This window comes from Sphingomonas sp. PP-CE-3G-477 (assembly GCF_003050745.1).
In the GTDB taxonomy this organism is placed as follows: domain Bacteria; phylum Pseudomonadota; class Alphaproteobacteria; order Sphingomonadales; family Sphingomonadaceae; genus Sphingomonas.
In genome coordinates this window covers 252003-265832 of the sequence record NZ_QAOF01000004.1, presented here as the reverse complement: position 1 = coordinate 265832, position 13830 = coordinate 252003, and the positions used below count along the sequence as shown (strand labels likewise).

Sequence of the window (13830 nt, the reverse complement as noted above, 5' to 3'; positions counted from 1 at the left end):
CATGGGTTCGCAGATGAGCAAGCCGCCCGTTTCTGTGCCTAAATCTGCGACGCCCAAGCCGGCGACCAAGCGCATTAAAGGCAGGACCGATCCAGACGCCCCGCGCGAGAACCGCTCACGCGCGGTTGCCGAACTGTTGCCCGCGATCGGCGGCGCGGCATTCCGGCGATTCGGCTTCGTCCAGTCGTCGATCGTCAGTCGCTGGCCCGAGATCGTCGGCGCCAAACTGGCCGGCGCGAGCATCCCCGAATCGATCCGCTTCCCGGTCGGCAAGAAGCAGGACGGCGTCCTGACCCTTACCGTCCGCGGCGCACATGCCCCGATGATGCAGCACATCGCCCCAGAGATCATCGAGCGCGTGAACCGCTTCTTCGGCTATGCCGCGATCGTGAAGGTCGCGATCCGCCAGGGCGAGGTCGCCGCCCCCGTCCCGCGCAAAGCCCCGCCTTCGATCCGCCCGGTCCCCGTCGATCTCGGTATGAGCCTGAAGGGCATCGCCGATCCGGAACTGCGCGCCGTCCTCGAATCCCTCGCCGCCGGCGTCGCCTCGACGCACGGCCTTCCCAGGATCAACTGATGCGCGTCCTCTTTGCCGTCTTCGCCCTCTTCCTGCTGACCGGTGCCGCGCCCAAGCGCGACTGGTCGCAAACCGCGCGCATCCTCCCCTCGGGCGCCTACCTGATCGGCAACCCCGCCGCGCGCGTGAAGCTCGTCGAATATGCCAGCTACACCTGCTCGCACTGCGCCGACTTCTCGGTGAAGTCCGAACCCGTGCTCAAGCGCCAGATGATCGCGTCGGGCTCGACCAGCCTCGAAGTTCGCAGTTTCATCCGCGACCGGCTCGACCTGGCAGCAGCGATCCTCGCGCGCTGCACCGGCCCGAAAGGCTTCTCCGCCACCTCGTCCGCGATCTTCGCCGCACAGCCGCAATGGCTGGAGCGTGGGATCGAATACCAGCAAGGCAACGCCGCGCGCCTCGCGATGTACCCCGCAGCCTCCCAGATCCGCGCCAACGCCGACGGCTCCGGCCTGACCGCGATGATCAAGGCGCGCGGGCTCTCGGACGCGGCGATCAACGCGTGCTTCGCCAACCAGCCCGAGATCGACCGCATCGTCAAACTGACCGCCGACGCGCCGAAGGAGATCGACTCGACGCCGACCTTCTACCTCAACGGCAAGATCGTACCCCATGTCGGCTGGGAACAGCTCGAACCCGCGCTCCGCAAGGCCGGCGCCCGTTAATTCACGTGATCCACTGGAGTAACCCGATGAAGTTCCTGACCACGCTCGCCGTCCTGCCGCTCGCGCTCGCCGCCTGCTCGAAGAACGATTCGACCGGTAACGTCGACCAGCCCGCCGCCGCGCCCGTCGCGGCCGCCGCAGCCCCCGCCGGCCAGAACTGGACCGAGACGGTCGTGAAGACCCCCGAGGGTTACCTGATGGGCAACCCGAACGCACCGATCAAGCTCGTCGAATACGGCGCGCGCTCGTGCCCGACCTGTGGCGCGTTCGGCCGCGAGGCGTACAAGCCGCTGACCGAAAAATACGTCTCGACCGGCAAGGTCAGCTTCGAATTCCGCGACTTCCTCGTCCACGGCGCCCCCGACGTGGCGCTGACGCTGCTCGGCCAGTGCGGCGGCGTCGCGCCGTTCTTCCCGATCCTCGAGCAGATGTACGGCAACCAGATCGCCTTCCTCGACAAGCTCCAGGCGATGACCCCCGACCAGCAAAAGGCGCTCGCCAACCAGCCGCCGACGGTCGTCGCCACCAAGCTCGCCGAACAGATGGGCGCGATCGATTTCGTCAAGCAGCGCGGGATCCCGGAAGCGAAGGCGCGCGCGTGCCTGGCGGATCAGAAGCAGCTGGAGGTGATGGCCAAGCCGACCGAGAACGCGATGCAGGCTGGGACGGTGACGGGCACGCCGACGTTCCTGATCAACGACAAGAAGCTCGATCAGGTCGTGAGCTGGGACCAGATGGAGAAGGCACTGAAGGCGGCTGGGGCGTAAGCTAACCCCGCCACCAGTAATTACCACCCCGGCGGAGGCCGGGGCCCAATTGGAAAGGTCGCAGTAACGGAGCGCCACCTTCGTTAGCGCCTTCTCCCAATTGGGCCCCGGCCTTCGCCGGGGAGGTGCAATGTTGGCGCACTCAGTCGAATGGCAGCACCGCCTTCCTTGTTCTCCCGCGAAGGCGGGAGCCCAGTCTGGGTCCCCGCCTTCGCGGGGACACAAGGTGCAACGGCCCGGTATAAGAAGAACATCGCTTACAGCCGGGGGGCGCAAGAAATGCAGATCAAGCGCCTCCGCATCACCGGCTTCAAGAGCTTCGTCGACCCCGCCGATCTCCGCATCGAACCCGGCCTCACCGGCGTCGTCGGCCCCAACGGCTGCGGCAAGTCGAACCTCCTCGAAGCGCTCCGCTGGACGATGGGCGAGGCCAGCGCGAAATCCCTGCGCGGCGCCGGCATGGAAGACGTCATCTTCGCCGGCACCGCGACCCGCCCCCCGCGCGACTTCGCCGAAGTCTCGATCCTCGCCGAAATTGCGGGCGACGAACGAGAAATCGTCCGCCGGATCGAGCGCGGCGCCGGCTCCGCCTACCGGATCGACGGCCGCGACGTCCGCGCAAAGGACGTCGGCCTGCTCTTCGCCGACGCCGCCACCGGCGCGCACTCCCCCGCGCTCGTCAGCCAGGGCAAGATCGGCGCGGTCATCGCCGCCAAACCCGCCGACCGCCGCGCCATGCTCGAGGAAGCCGCCGGGATCGCCGGGCTGCACGTGCGCCGCAAGGACGCCGAGGGGAAACTCCGCGCCACCGAAGCCAATCTCGCCAAGCTCGACGAGATCATTGCCGACCAGGACGCGCGCGCCGCCACACTGAAACGCCAGGCCCGCGCCGCCGAACGCTACCGCCTGATCTCCGCGCAGATCCGTGTCGCCGAAGCGCGCACGCTCTTCGCCCGATGGCGCGAAGCCGCTACCGCAGCCGATTCCGCCAAGGCAGAAGCTGCCGCCGCCGAAACCCGCGTCCGCGCAATCACCGAAGCCGAACGCGCAGCCGCCGCAGCACAGCATCGCGCGATCGAAGCCGTCTCGACAGCCCGCACCGCAGCGCTCGCCGCGCGCGACCTGGTCGGCGACCTCGCCCACCGCCTCGCCGCGCTCAAAACCGAGAAGGCCAGCGTAGAGCGCAGGATCGCCGACCTCACCTACGCCCGCGCCCGGATCGCCGACGACCGCGACCGCGAAGGATCGCTCGCCAGCGACGCCGCCGCCGCGCTCGCCCGCCTCGCCGACGAGGCCAAGACGCTCGACACCGCGATCGCCGACGCCACCGCCGCAATCCCCGATCTTGACGCAGCGCTCGCCGACACCGAACGCAAAGCCCGAGACGCCGAAGTCTCCCTCGCCCAGGCGTTAGCCACGCAAGCCCGCGACGCCGCCGAAGTCCGCGTCGCCAGCGCAGCCCTCGCCGCAGCCCGCACCCGCGCCGACCGCGCCGACCGCGACGCCGCGCAGATCGCCGCCGCCCTCCGCGCCCTCGGCGACCCTGCCCCGCTAGCCGCAGAGCGCGAAACCGCCGCCGAAGCCCGACGCGCCGCGACCGCCGCAGCAGAGTCCGCCCGCCAGGCCATCACCCAGGCAGACACCGACGAAGCCGCCGCGACCAGCGCGCGAGACGCCGCCGAAACCATCCGCGCCACCGCCCGCGCAGACCTCGCCGCGATCGACAGCGAAGTGACGGCGCTTACCAAGGCAACGCAGCGCAGCGGCCGCGATCGGCTGCTCGACCATGTCTCGGCCAGCACCGGCTACGAACGCGCACTCGCCGCCGCGCTCGGCGACGATCTCGACACCGGCCTCGACGCATGGGCGGGCGCCGAGTCTCGCCAAGACGACCCCGCCGCGCCCGCTGACGCCGAACCGCTGGCAAAGCATGTCGACGCGCCCCCCGCCCTCGCCCGCCGGCTCGCGCAGGTCTTCGTCGTCGACACCCATGGCCAGCAACACCTCGCCGTCGGTCAGCGCATCGTCACCCGAGACGGCCAACTCCGCCGCTGGGACGGCTTTACCGCAACCGGCACCGGCGCGGCCGCCGCCGAACGCCTCGTCCGCCGCAACCGCCTCGCCGCACTCCAGGCCGCTCGCCCCGCTGCAGCCAAGGCGCTGGACGACGCCGAACGAACCCGCGCCGCGATCGACGAGCGGATCGCCCAAGCCCGAAGCCAGTCGCAAACCGCCCGCGCCGCCCTGCAACGCGCCGAAACCGCCGCGCGCGACGCCATCCGCCAGGAGGACCGCGCCGCCGCCGCGCTCGAACGCCTCGCCACCCAGCGCGCAGACCTCGACATCCGCGCGCACCGTATCGCCGACGACGTCGCCGACGCGCACGCCGACCGCACCCGCGCCGAAGCCGCGATGGCCGCCGTCCCCGACGGCACCGCCAACGCGCGTCAGGTCGCCACGCTCCAGTACGACGCCGAACGCGCCCGCACCGCCGTCGCACAGGGCAGTGCCGATCGCACCACGCTCGACCGCAGCATCGCCACCCACCGCGAACGCCTGTCCGCAGCTCAGGCCGACACCCGAAGCTGGCGCGCGCGCGCCGGTGAAGCCGCCAAGCGCATCGCTGCCATGGACTCGCGCGAAACGACGCTGGGCGCCGACCTCGCCGCGATCGCCGCTCGCCCCACCACCCTCGACGCTGAAATCGAGACGCTCGACGCCGAACACCAAGACGCGCGCACAACCGCCGATGCCCTCCTTGCAACCGAACGCACCGCGGAGACCGCCGTCCGCACCGCCGACGACGCCCACCGCGCCGCCACCGAAGCGCTCGCCGTAGCCCGCGAAGCCCGCGCCGGCGCGATCGCCCGCGTCGAAAACCACGAAGCGCGCCGCCTCGATCTCGGCCGCCTCTCGGGCGAGCGCTTCCAATGCCCCGCGCCCGTCCTCCCCGAACGCCTCGGCTTCGCGGTCGCCGACGTCCGCGCGCCAGCCGAAGAGTCCGCCACGCACGACCGCCTCACCACCGACCGCGAGCGGATCGGCCCGGTCAACCTCGTCGCCGAAACCGAACTCGCCGAACTCGAAGAGTCCGCGCGGGGCAACGCGGTCGAGCGCGACGAACTCGGGCAAGCCGTCAACCGCCTGCGCGGCTCGATCGGCACGCTCAACCGCGAAGGTCGCCAGCGCCTGCTCGCTGCGTTCGAGGCGGTGAACGGCCATTTCCAACGCCTCTTCACCACGCTGTTTGACGGCGGCGCCGCGCACCTCGAACTGATCGATTCCGACGACCCACTCGAAGCCGGCCTCGAAATCATGGTGCAACCCCCCGGCAAACGCCTCCAGTCGCTCACCCTCCTGTCGGGCGGCGAACAGGCGCTGACCGCGGTCGCGCTGATCTTCGGCCTGTTCCTCACCAATCCCGCGCCGATCTGCGTCCTCGACGAAGTCGACGCGCCGCTCGACGATGCGAATATCGAGCGCTTCTGCGACCTGCTCGACCGCATGTCGCGCGACACAGACACGCGCTACCTCGTCGTCACGCACAACGCCGTCACGATGAGCCGCATGCACCGCCTGTTCGGCGTGACGATGATCGAACGCGGTGTCAGCCGCCTCGTCTCGGTCGACCTGCAAGCCGCGACCGGACTCATTGCAACGGCGTAGGGAGACAATCCCCGTTCGCGACGTTGACCCTCGATGTTCCTCGACGAATCCAGCATCTGGCCGCGCAAGGAGGACCTGCCTCCGCGCAAGCCCGTGTATCGTCACGAGAAGGCGCTCACCCGCCTGATCTTCGTCTATCTATTCCTGTTGCTGCTCCTGCCCGTGAGCCTCGGCGGCATGGTCGACTTGATCCGCTATGTGTTCGACTGACTGCTCGCTGTCCTACACGTCCCGATCCTGACAGCGTTCCGACGCCGAGATCCCGAGACTTTCCTACCCGAGAAACCGCCCCTGCGAAAACGCTCCCAGCGTCTGTACTTTCTATACTTCACTCTGCCGCTACGACCGAGAACCGCCCCGCATCAGCGACATAGCGACAAGTTGATCTCCATCACTCGACACCCCTTTTCGCGGAACGTAAGACGAACGAATGGCCCAACTCGACACCCGTGAAAAGCTCGAGATCCTCGCCGATGCGGCCAAATACGACGCGTCCTGCGCGTCGTCGGGCACGACCAAGCGCAATTCGAAGGACGGCAAGGGGCTCGGCTCGACCGAAGGCATGGGCATCTGCCACGCCTATGCGCCCGACGGCCGCTGCATCTCGCTGCTGAAGATCCTGCTGACCAACAGCTGCATCTTCGACTGCCATTACTGCATCAACCGCAAGAGCTCGAACGTGCGACGCGCCCGCTTCACCGCGAAGGAAGTCGTCGATCTCACCATCGCCTTCTACAAGCGGAATTATATCGAGGGGCTGTTCCTCTCGTCGGGAATCATCGCCTCGTCGAACTACACGATGGAGCAGATGGTCGAGGTCGCGCGGTCGTTGCGCGAGGATCATCATTTCCGCGGGTATATCCACCTCAAGACGATCCCCGACGCCGATCCCGAACTCGTCCACCAGGCCGGGCTGTATGCGGATCGCGTTTCGATCAACGTCGAACTGCCAACCGCGAACGGCCTGAAGCGTCTCGCCCCCGAGAAGGACGGCGTCCGCATCGAGACCGCAATGGCGGAGGTGAAGGCCTCGATCATCGACGGCAAGGACGCCAAGGCCAAGTACAAGTCCGCACCCCGCTACGCCCCCGCCGGCCAGTCGACCCAGATGATCGTCGGCGCCGACGCCGCAACCGACGGCGACATAGTCCGGAAGGCGTCGACCTTGTACGACCGCTTCGGCCTGCGCCGCGTCTATTATTCCGCGTTCAGCCCCATCCCCGATGCGAGCGCAGTGTTGCCACTCCAACGCCCGCCCCTGATGCGCGAGCACCGGCTGTACCAGTCCGACTGGCTGATGCGCTTCTACGAATTCCAGCCGCATGAGGTAGTCGCAGCAGCCGACGACGCCACCGGCATGCTGCCGCTCGACATCGACCCCAAGCTCGCTTGGGCGCTCAAATTTCGCGGCTCTTTCCCGGTAGACGTCAACCGCGCCCCCCGCGAAATGCTCCTCCGCGTCCCCGGACTCGGCGTAAAGGCAGTCAACGGCATCCTAACCAGCCGCCGCTGGCGCCGCCTGCATTTGGCGGACATCGCCCGCTTGACCGTGTCAGTCGCCAAGCTCCGCCCCTTCATCATCGCCGAAGACTGGCGCCCGGTAGCTCTGGCGGACAAAGCCGAGCTCCGCCCCATCATCGCCCCAAAACCCAAGCAAATGGAAATGTTCGCGTGACGCCGACGCATTCCTCCCTGTGCCAGGGAGGATTATGCGCGTCGTAACCCTAACCGAACCCGACGATTTCGACGGCTGGCGCGACGCCGCGCGTGGCCTGATCGCCGAAGACGTCCCCCCCGACGATGTCGTCTGGCAAGTCGGCGACGAACCGGTCGACCTGTTCGCAACCGTAGCCGATCCAGCCCCCGCCCCACCCCCAGGCGCATTCTCCGTCCCACGCGCCTTCATTGACCTGGCCCGCAACGCCATCCTCGGCAGCGATCCCGAACGCTTCGCCCTGCTCTACACGCTGCTTTTCCGCCTCCGCCGCGAACCCAAACTGATCGAGGACCGCGCCGATCCGCTCGTCCGCCGCCTCGACCGGATCGCCAAGGACGTCCGCCGCGACATCCACAAGATGCGCGCCTTCCTTCGCTTCCGCGAGGTCGAGGAAGACGGCGGCACGCGCTTCGTCGCGTGGTTCGAGCCCGACCACCACATCGTCCGCGCCAACGCAGCCTTCTTCGTCAACCGCTTCGCCAGCATGCGCTGGTCGATCCTGACGCCCGAAGTCTCGATCCACTGGGACGGCAAGGCGCTCACCGAAGGCCTTGGTGCAAGCAAGTCCGACGCCCCCGAAGGCGACCCGACCGAGGAAGTCTGGAAGACCTATTACGCCAGCATCTTCAACCCAGCCCGCGTGAAGATCGGCGCGATGCTGAAGGAGATGCCGAAGAAATACTGGAAGAACATGCCCGAAACCGCGCTGGTCCCGGGCTTGCTTGCAGCGGCGCAAGCAAGGGAGAGCGGCATGATCCAGAAAGCGCGCGACAACGTCGGCGGCAACAGCCTGATCGCATGGGAAGCCCTGCGCGACGAAGCCGCCGGCTGCACCCGCTGCCCGCTCTACAAGCCGGCGACGCAAACCGTGTTCGGCGAAGGCCCAGTCGACGCTCCACTGATGTTCGTCGGCGAGCAACCCGGCGACCAAGAGGATATCGCCGGACGCCCATTCGTCGGCCCCGCCGGCCAGATGTTCGACAAGGCGATGGCAGAGGCGGGAGTCGACCGCTCGCGCGCCTACGTCACCAACGCAGTAAAACACTTCAAATTCGAACAACGCGGCAAACGACGCATCCACGCCAAGCCCGGCGCCGGCGAGATCGACGCCTGCCGCTGGTGGATCGAGCAGGAGCAGATGCTGATCAAGCCAAAGGTCACGGTGGCGCTAGGCGCCACCGCGGCCCGGTCGCTGTTCGGCAAGGTGATGACCATCGGCCGCGAGCGTGGACGGGCATTGCAGCTGCCGGATGGTGGGGAGGCCTGGATCACAGTGCATCCGAGTTACCTGCTGCGGCTGCCGGACCCAGCGCAGGCGGCAGAAGAATATGCGCGATTTGTCGAAGACTTGCGCGTCGTAGGCCGACAAATTGCTTGATCCTCGACGGAGCAAATCGCACGCTCTTTTCCTCCGTCATCTTGATGAACGTCAGGATGACGAACTGGTCAGTCGAATCGCTTCCTCACCCTCATTACATACTGTTCGGTTCTGGTCCCAGCCGGCCCGCAGGATCGTCGAGCGCTTCGATCGCGGCCATGTCCTCGTCATCCAGCGTCAGATCCAGCGCCGCGAAATTGTCCGCGAGATGCTCGGCATCCGACGCCTTCGGGATGACCGAAAAACCATTCGCCAAATGCCACGCTAGAATGACCTGCGCCGCACTCCGACCATGCTTGTCCGCAATCCGAACGATTGCGCCGTCCTGCAGCAACGTCTTGCCCTGCCCCAGCGGGCTCCAGCTCTGCGTCACGATGCCATGCGCTTCGTGATAGGCGCATTGCTCGCGCTGCTGGAAATTCGGGTGGAGTTCGATCTGGTTGACCGCTGGCGTCACGCCGGTCGCAGCAACAATCGCGTCGATATGCTCGGGCAGGAAGTTCGACACGCCGATCGATTTCGCCTTCCCGGCATCGCGCAACGCGATCATCGCCTTCCATGCTTCGACGTACTGGTCCTGCTTCGGCACCGGCCAGTGCATCAGGTACAGGTCGACTGATTCGACACCTAGCAGCGCAAGGCTCTCGTCCATCGCCGCTTCGGCGTCACCCTGCCGGTCGTTCCAGAGCTTGGTCGTCAGGAACGCGTCCGAGCCCTTGTAGCCGTCACCGACGCCGCGTTCGTTCTCGTAGATCGCGGCGGTGTCGACCAGCCGGAAGCCGATATCGAGCCCGGAGCGGACGATCGCCGCAGCCTGGCTGTCGGGGATCTGCCACGTGCCCATGCCGAGCTGGGGCATCGTGCGGCCGTCGTTGAGTGTAAGATCTGTCATGCCGCAAACAGCGCACGACACGGCCGGCGGTTCCGATTGGCTCTTCCCTTCCGCGCCCGGTTCGCGCAATCGACCGAGCCATGTTCGAAAAGATCCTGGCCGTACTGGCCACCTTCACGATCGGCGTCATCTCGTCGGGTGGCTATGTCGGTATCGCCTTGCTCATGGCGATCGAGAGCGCGTGCATCCCGCTGCCGTCCGAGATCATCATGCCGTTCGCCGGCTACCTCGTCTCGACCGGGCGCTTCGACCTGTATCTCGCCGCGACCGCGGGCGCGATCGGGTGCAATCTCGGCTCGATCGTCGCGTACGAGGTCGGCAAGCGCGGCGGGCGACCGATGGCCGAGCGCTGGGGTCGCTTCGTCCTGATCGGGCCGGGCGAGCTCGACGCGGCGGACCGGTTTTTCGCCCGCTGGGGCTCGATGGCAGTGCTGATCGGCCGCCTGCTCCCCGTCATCCGCTCGTTCATCGCCTTCCCCGCCGGCGTCGCGCGGATGAAGCTGGTGCCGTTCCACGTCTACACGTTCATCGGGTCATGGCCGTGGTGCTTCGGGCTGGCATGGGTCGGCATGAAGCTCGGCGACAAATGGGACAGTGATCCGCGCGTGAAGGCCGCGTTCCACAGCGCCGACCTGCTGATCGGCGTCGTCCTCATAGCCCTCGTCGGCTTCTACATCTGGCACCGGGTACGCGGGCTGAAGCGCCACCCGTAACCGCGGCGCGCTGTTCTATACGATAGCTTTGGATTGGCGTTCCTCCTCCCAGCAGGAGGAGGAACGATGATCATACCATTCAGGGCAGGACAGGCACTTCCGCGGCGCGCGTCTTATTTTCCAGGCGCGATTCGCGAACGCGCTGGCCGAAGCAGCCAGTGGCGCCGCCGGCGCCGACTGCGGAGCAGCTGCCGATCGTGTTGACGCCTGACCCGGCGTCCATCGTGCCCTGTGCCTTGGTCGCCCAGCTGGCATTCTCGGGCGTCACGACGAACTCGCGGAGTTCCTTGGGGACGCGGTACTGTTCCTGCGCGCTGCGGCGGACGCAGACGACGATCTCTTCGCCGTTCTGGTTGGTCGGGCAGCGTTCGTTGCCGAACAGCGTCAGGACGCCGTTGATCGGTGCATTGCGCGAGACCTGCGGTGGCGCGACGACCGGCTTCGGCTTGGCCGTCGCACCGGGGAGTGCGGGGGCCTTGGTTGGCAATTGCGCCAGCGTCGGACCCGTGTTGCCGGGCGAATTTGGTTGCGCGGTCTGTGCGACCGCGGGTCCGGCGACGAGCAACGCCGCCGCAAAAAGCATTTTCATACGCATCACTCCCACAATCCGTATTCCCGTCACTGGCCGTATTCTCATTGTATCGGCCGCATTCAGATCCGCTTGGCGGTAGCGATCGCGACCTTGCAGCCCAGCCGGATCGCGGCGCTCAACACCGGATAGCCCGGTGTTTCCTCGGCACCCGCGGCGATCGCGGTCGCCTTGTGCTCGAGTTCCTCGGCCTGAAAATCGAGGATCGCTGCGGATAGCTCGGGGTCGCTGGCGCCAAGCTGAACGAGTTGTTCCTCGTAATGCTTGTCGATTTCGGTCTCGACCGCTGCCGTGCACGCCATCGCAGCTCGCGGGCTGATTGCCGCCGTCACTGCGCCGAGCGCGAAGCCGGCGACCTTCCAGATCGGCTGCAACACCGTCGGGCGCACGCGGCGATCGACGATCATCTTGTCGAAGAACGCGCGGTGGCGTTCCTCCTGCTGCGCCATGTGATGGATCGAGCGCGCCGCCGGGTGTCGATCGCCAAGCACCGCAAGCTGGCCCGCATAGATGCGGATCGCGCCATATTCGCCAGCCTGATCGACCCGGATCATCGAGTCCGTCGCCCGCTTGGCGTCTCCTGGCTTCCAGCCGCTCATCTCGTCTTCCTCATGAGTGCGAATATGGTGAACGCACCGACGAGGGAAAAGATCGCGTTGAACCCGGCGAGCGAAATGCCGAGCAGCTTCCATTGCGGCGAATCGCAGCGCACCATCGGCGCGTTCATGATCGCGGCGAGACGCTCGGCAGCGGTCGTGCCGGCCATCGAGACGGTCGTGGTGCAGGCGGTGAAGCCGTTCCACCAATGATATTCGACGCCGGCATGCGCGACGCCGATCAGCCCGCTCAGGCCGATCAGCAGCCCGGCGATGATCACCAGCGATGCCCGCAGCGAACGGCCGGGGACGAAGAACGTCGCACCGGCGACCAGCACTGCCGAATAATGTGGCCAGCGCTGCCAGTGACACATCTCGCACGGATACAACCCGCCGAGATATTGAGATCCGAGCGCCCCGAGCAGCAGGAATGCCGGCAGCAGGAGCGCGATGGCGCGCGCGATCTCTTCGTTCTTGGTCATGCCAAGCCCGCGACGCACGCTCACTTGGTCGCTGCCTTGTTCGCGTCGGCTTCGGGCTTGATCGGGCGCGGCTTGGTCGCGGCGGCGACCTGCACCGGGCCGCCGAGGCGCGCGACGGTCTTCAACGCGTAATAGAGCTGGAAATCGTCGATGCCCTGCTTCTTCAGCTGATCAGGCGTCTGCGAGAAGCGCGGGTCCGTCTTGGTATCCTCCTCGAGCACCGCGTTGTCGGCCTTCACCTCGTTGATCAGGTGTTTCCGGAGATCGGCCTCGCGGAACACCGGGCGCGACTTGTAGTCGGGATCGGTGAGCTGCGGCACCTTGATGTCGGGCTCGATCCCGCCCTCCTGCACCGAGCGGCCGGACGGCGTGAAGTAGCGCGCGGTGGTCAGGCGGAGTGCGGTCTCGGGGCCGAGCTGGAGCACGGTCTGGACCGAGCCCTTGCCGAAGCTGCGCTCGCCCATGATCAGCGCGCGGTGGTGATCCTGCAATGCGCCGGCGACGATCTCGGAGGCGGACGCGGTGCCGGGATCGGTGAGCACGACGACCGGAAGGCCGTGCGCGTCGTCGCCGGGCTTGGCGTAATAGCGCTCGATATCGGTCTTCTCGCGACCGCGCTGCGAGACGATCTCGCCGTGATCGAGGAAGGCGTCGCTGACCTCAATCGCCTGAGTCAGGAGGCCGCCGCCATTTTCGCGCAGGTCGACGACATAGCCGAGTGGGCGGTGGCCGAGCGACTTGTCGATGCTCATGATCGCCGCGCGGGTATCCGCACCGGTATGCTCGCTGAAGGTGTTGATGTTGATATAGCCGACGTCGCCGCGGACTTCCCACTTCACCGGCTTCTGGACGATGATCTCGCGCATCATCGTGACGTCGAGCGGCTTGTCGCGGCCGGGGCGGACCAGGCCCAATGTGATCTTGCTGCCGGGCTTGCCGCGCATCTTGCCGACCGCCTCGTCGAGCGAATCGCCGTAGATCAGCTTGCCGTCGATATGCGTGATGTAATCGCCGGACTTTACACCCGCGCGGGCGGCGGGGGAGTCTTCCTGGGGCGAAACGACCTTGATCGCGCCGTCCTCCATCTGGACGGTCAGGCCGAGACCGCCGTAATTGCCCTCCGTCATGATCCGGAGATTCTCGTAGTCGAGTGCGTCGACGTACGAACTGTGCGGATCGAGGCTGGCGAGCATGCCCTGGATCGCGCCCTTGATCAGCGTCTTGTCATCGACCTTGTCGACGTAATCCGCCTTCACGCGGTTGAACACGTCGAGGAACTGGTCGAACTCGCGGTACGTGTCGGTGTCGACCGCCGCCATCGCGGAGGTGGCGAGCGGGATCAGCGTCAGCGCGCCGACGATCGCGGTCGCGGCAAGGAACGGGGTACGCAGTATAGGACGAGGCATCGATGGTCCTGCAACCTGAGAAAAGACGTGTCGTACGATCGTGACGGCGTAGCGTAGCGGAACGCTGGCGGCAACGCGCGCGGAGTGAAGGCGCGTGGGGGTTAATGGGGGCTGACTAGGGGGTGACGTTCAGGGCGGCACGTACCCACGATGCTCCGTCATCCCGGGCTCGTTCCGGCATCCACGGTTCCGCATACTCTATAGAACTGGGTTTGCGGAACGGTGCCCCCAACCGGTCGGCGCTTATCCCCCGTCAAACACGTAAGTGTCATTCCCGCGGAGGCGGGAACCCATACTGGCAAACCTCGCGACATAATCGCAGCCGTTTGAACATCTGGATCCCCGCCTCCGCGGGGATGACGGAGCATTACATGTCGTGGAG

The 13830-nt window shown here is 66.7% G+C and carries 13 protein-coding genes; 8 read left to right on the top strand and 5 right to left on the bottom strand.

The features are described from left to right. Positions 1–13: 13 nt before the first annotated feature. From C8J45_RS10660 to C8J45_RS10635, 7 genes are all read left to right on the top strand, one after another. The gene (locus tag C8J45_RS10660) at positions 14–577 is read left to right on the top strand and encodes a DUF721 domain-containing protein (RefSeq protein ID WP_107963202.1); all 564 of its coding nucleotides are present in this window, start codon (positions 14–16) and stop codon (positions 575–577) included. Beyond that, positions 577–1242, top strand: a complete 666-nt coding sequence (locus tag C8J45_RS10655; protein ID WP_107963201.1) for a thioredoxin domain-containing protein — start codon at positions 577–579, stop codon at positions 1240–1242. The genes C8J45_RS10660 and C8J45_RS10655 overlap by 1 nt, the downstream gene beginning before the upstream one ends. A 26-nt stretch (positions 1243–1268) precedes the next feature. Then, positions 1269–2009 carry a thioredoxin domain-containing protein gene (locus C8J45_RS10650; protein WP_056051660.1) on the top strand — a complete coding sequence of 247 codons (741 nt, stop codon included), beginning with the start codon at positions 1269–1271 and terminating at the stop codon, positions 2007–2009. A gap of 279 nt (positions 2010–2288) precedes the next feature. Then, complete coding sequence (locus C8J45_RS10645) at positions 2289–5675, top strand: chromosome segregation SMC family protein (RefSeq protein ID WP_107963200.1); 3387 nt, start codon at positions 2289–2291, stop codon at positions 5673–5675. A 33-nt stretch (positions 5676–5708) separates the two neighbouring features. After that, complete coding sequence (locus C8J45_RS19240) at positions 5709–5885, top strand: hypothetical protein (protein WP_168371622.1); 177 nt, start codon at positions 5709–5711, stop codon at positions 5883–5885. A 220-nt stretch (positions 5886–6105) separates the two neighbouring features. Continuing rightward, entirely contained in the window at positions 6106–7350 is a 1245-nt protein-coding gene (locus C8J45_RS10640) for a putative DNA modification/repair radical SAM protein (protein WP_107963199.1), read from the top strand. Between the two features lie 34 nt (positions 7351–7384). Beyond that, on the top strand, positions 7385–8770 hold the full coding sequence (locus C8J45_RS10635) for a UdgX family uracil-DNA binding protein (protein ID WP_107963198.1): 1386 nt from the start codon (positions 7385–7387) through the stop codon (positions 8768–8770). Between the two features lie 94 nt (positions 8771–8864). Here C8J45_RS10635 and C8J45_RS10630 read toward each other — a convergent pair whose 3' ends face one another. Continuing rightward, positions 8865–9662 (bottom strand): aldo/keto reductase, encoded by a 798-nt coding sequence (locus tag C8J45_RS10630; protein WP_107963197.1) that lies wholly within the window; start codon positions 9660–9662, stop codon positions 8865–8867. An 80-nt stretch (positions 9663–9742) separates the two neighbouring features. Between C8J45_RS10630 and C8J45_RS10625 the strand changes: the two genes are divergently transcribed. Beyond that, positions 9743–10375 (top strand): DedA family protein, encoded by a 633-nt coding sequence (locus tag C8J45_RS10625; protein ID WP_107963196.1) that lies wholly within the window; start codon positions 9743–9745, stop codon positions 10373–10375. A 79-nt stretch (positions 10376–10454) separates the two neighbouring features. Here the strand turns inward: C8J45_RS10625 and C8J45_RS10620 are convergent, their stop codons facing one another. The 4 genes from C8J45_RS10620 to C8J45_RS10605 form a co-directional block, all read right to left on the bottom strand. Continuing rightward, positions 10455–10964 (bottom strand): hypothetical protein, encoded by a 510-nt coding sequence (locus tag C8J45_RS10620; protein ID WP_107963195.1) that lies wholly within the window; start codon positions 10962–10964, stop codon positions 10455–10457. Positions 10965–11026: 62 nt separating this feature from the next. After that, positions 11027–11563: a demethoxyubiquinone hydroxylase family protein gene (locus tag C8J45_RS10615; protein ID WP_107963194.1), complete on the bottom strand. Its 537-nt coding sequence runs from the start codon at positions 11561–11563 to the stop codon at positions 11027–11029. Continuing rightward, the gene (locus tag C8J45_RS10610) at positions 11560–12042 is read right to left on the bottom strand and encodes a disulfide bond formation protein B (protein ID WP_107963193.1); all 483 of its coding nucleotides are present in this window, start codon (positions 12040–12042) and stop codon (positions 11560–11562) included. Before C8J45_RS10610 ends, C8J45_RS10615 begins: the two co-directional genes overlap by 4 nt. Before the next feature lie 20 nt (positions 12043–12062). Continuing rightward, entirely contained in the window at positions 12063–13448 is a 1386-nt protein-coding gene (locus tag C8J45_RS10605) for a S41 family peptidase (RefSeq protein WP_107963192.1), read from the bottom strand. Between the last annotated feature and the right edge of the window lie 382 nt (positions 13449–13830).

Excerpts from the sequence above, each read along its gene's own strand:
- C8J45_RS10640 (WP_107963199.1), top strand. The coding sequence starts at position 6,106 with ATGGCCCAACTCGACACCCGTGAAAAGCTCGAGATCCTCGCCGATGCG.
- C8J45_RS10630 (WP_107963197.1), bottom strand. The coding sequence starts at position 9,662 with ATGACAGATCTTACACTCAACGACGGCCGCACGATGCCCCAGCTCGGC.
- C8J45_RS10625 (WP_107963196.1), top strand. The coding sequence starts at position 9,743 with ATGTTCGAAAAGATCCTGGCCGTACTGGCCACCTTCACGATCGGCGTC.
- C8J45_RS10615 (WP_107963194.1), bottom strand. The coding sequence starts at position 11,563 with ATGAGCGGCTGGAAGCCAGGAGACGCCAAGCGGGCGACGGACTCGATG.
- C8J45_RS10635 (WP_107963198.1), top strand. The coding sequence starts at position 7,385 with ATGCGCGTCGTAACCCTAACCGAACCCGACGATTTCGACGGCTGGCGC.
- C8J45_RS10655 (WP_107963201.1), top strand. The coding sequence starts at position 577 with ATGCGCGTCCTCTTTGCCGTCTTCGCCCTCTTCCTGCTGACCGGTGCC.
- C8J45_RS19240 (WP_168371622.1), top strand. The coding sequence starts at position 5,709 with ATGTTCCTCGACGAATCCAGCATCTGGCCGCGCAAGGAGGACCTGCCT.
- C8J45_RS10620 (WP_107963195.1), bottom strand. The coding sequence starts at position 10,964 with ATGAAAATGCTTTTTGCGGCGGCGTTGCTCGTCGCCGGACCCGCGGTC.
- C8J45_RS10650 (WP_056051660.1), top strand. The coding sequence starts at position 1,269 with ATGAAGTTCCTGACCACGCTCGCCGTCCTGCCGCTCGCGCTCGCCGCC.
- C8J45_RS10610 (WP_107963193.1), bottom strand. The coding sequence starts at position 12,042 with ATGACCAAGAACGAAGAGATCGCGCGCGCCATCGCGCTCCTGCTGCCG.
- C8J45_RS10645 (WP_107963200.1), top strand. The coding sequence starts at position 2,289 with ATGCAGATCAAGCGCCTCCGCATCACCGGCTTCAAGAGCTTCGTCGAC.
- C8J45_RS10605 (WP_107963192.1), bottom strand. The coding sequence starts at position 13,448 with ATGCCTCGTCCTATACTGCGTACCCCGTTCCTTGCCGCGACCGCGATC.
- C8J45_RS10660 (WP_107963202.1), top strand. The coding sequence starts at position 14 with ATGAGCAAGCCGCCCGTTTCTGTGCCTAAATCTGCGACGCCCAAGCCG.